General features: G+C 58.7%; 1 protein-coding gene. It reads left to right on the forward strand.

Features of this window, described 5'->3' with window-relative positions; translation table 11 throughout:
• Positions 1 to 766 precede the first annotated feature (766 nt).
• On the forward strand, positions 767 to 2253 hold a 1487-nt coding region (locus IQ273_RS32660; RefSeq protein WP_194027234.1), incomplete at its 3' end, for a TolC family protein.

Here is a 2253-nt window from a genome sequence, read left to right on the forward strand (position 1 = left end):
GTGCGGAGTTGTTCGCCCAGGTGCGTTCGCTGGTAAACACGGCTCGCCGTCAAAGCATCTCTGCCTTTGACGCTATCTCCCGTGCCCTTACCTCACAGCAGGCTGATTGGCTACTGAGTTGAGCAATCACGTTCCCTAGTTCCCTTCGACTCCGCTCAGGGAACGCGACCCTCCGCTGGCTGAGCGGAGTCGAAGCCAGCATAATCGAGACATTTGCTTGTGGAGAGAAATGCCTCGTGGTCTTTGTTCCTTTGTATCCCTTTAGACGAAACACTCGATAGTTCCCTTCGACTCCGCTCAGGGAACGCGAGGCTCCGCTGGCTGAGCGGAGTCGTTCATGCCGTGTCTCCGAAGGAGAAAGCCAGCATAATTAAGACATTTGTTTCCTTAGACGAAACACTCGATAGTTCCCTTTTCCCACAGGAAACGCTTCGCGAACGACTTCGCTCAGGGAACGCGATGCGCCGCTGGCTGAGCGGAGTCGAAGTTAGCATAATCGAGACATTTGCTTGTGGAGAGAAATGCCTCGTGGTCTTTGTTCCTTGGTATCCCTTTAGATGAAACACTCGATAGTTCCCTAGTTCCCTTCGACTCCGCTCAGGGAACGCAATGCCCTTCTATCTGCTCATCGCGTTCATGCTGTGTTTTCGGAGCCGTGTTTTCGGAGAAGAAAGCCAGTGTGATACTTTGGCGTAGCAACCATGACAAAGTATTGTTCTATATCGGTTGGGATGCTTGGGGAGTGGTCAAAGGGGTTAGAGGAATCATGAAAATCCTGACTGTTATGGTTTGTGGGGGGCTAAGTATGGGGTTTGCCCTGGGGCTAGTTAACCTATCTCTCCCCGCTTTAGCTGAATCGCTACCGCTGGCAGAACCCCCAGTAGATACTGAGTTACCGGCTCTAGAAACTAGTGATTCAGATGTTGTTAACCTGACGCTACCCGACCTGCTCAACCTGACCCTGGCGGGCAACCGCGAGCTGCGCAACCAGGCGCTAGAGCGAATTGTGCAACGGCAGCAGCTTGCCGCCGCCGAGCAGACCTTTAGCCCCCGCTTCACACCCACCCTGCGAGCCGATGCGGCCCGCAGCCGTTTTGGTAGTAACGTCACGGATGAAAGCCTGGGGTCGGTGCTGCTGGGGGGCGATCGCACCGATGTTGACCAGGAGGTGCGCCTCGATACCACCCTCGCCACTCGCCTGGGCACCCGCTTTGAGCTGGGCTTGACCCCCTTTGAGGGTAGCCAGGCGCTCCAGTTTCGGGTCAGTCAGCCGCTGCTGCGGGGCTTTGGCACCGCCGTGAACGAAGCGCCGCTCAACCAGGCCCGTCTGGACGAAACCCGCAACCAGCTAGCCCTGCGCAGTACCGTTATTGATACGCTAACCACCGCCATTTTTGGCTACAACGACTTGATCAATGCCCAGGCCCAGGTGGAAATTCAGGCCCAGGCCCTGGGGCGGCGACAGCGGCAGCTAGAAATTTTGCAGGCCCTGGTGCAGGCCGGGCGGCGCGCCCCTATTGACCTGTTTGACCCTGAGCGATCGCTAGCCGATGCCCAGCGCAACCTAGTCGATGCCCGCAACCAGCTCGACCAGGCCAACAGCGCGTTGCTCAACTTAATTGGCACCGATCGCGATCTGCGCTTTGTGGCCTCGGTGGATGCGATCGACCAGCTGTTTACTGCCGCCGCCGCCCAGGTCGCCACCTACAACGCTGAAGCCTTAGTCGCCGTGGCCCTGGCTCAGCGCACCGACTATCAGCAGGCTCAGCTGCAGCGACGGCAGCAGGAGCTAGACCTGCTGCTGGCCCAAGACGACCTGCGCTGGCAGCTCAATGCCGTGGCCGATGGTACGTTGGGCGAGAGCGATCGCAGCGCCGTCGGGCTAGTCGCCACGCGCACCTTTGGCGACCCCGCCCCCGAAACCAGCCGCGTCGCCAGCGATATTGCCTTGCAGCAGCAGGATAACACCCTGGCCCAGCTGCAAGACCAAATTCGCAACGATGTGATTGCCGGGCTGAACGATGCCCAGGCCAGTCGGCTCCAGGTGGAGGCTGCCGAGCGGGCCACCTTTAACGCCCGCCGCCAGCTTGAAGCCGATCAGGAGCAGTTTCGACTGGGGCGAGGCGGTGTCACTCTGTTTCAGCTGATCAACCAGGAAGAATCGCTAGTGAATGCTCAAACCAATGAGCTGACGGCCCGGATTGCCTTTCTCAACACCGTTGCTCGGCTAGAGCAAACCGTGGGGATTACGCT

It is taken from the genome of Nodosilinea sp. LEGE 07298, assembly GCF_015207265.1.
Taxonomy (GTDB): domain Bacteria; phylum Cyanobacteriota; class Cyanobacteriia; order Phormidesmidales; family Phormidesmidaceae; genus Nodosilinea.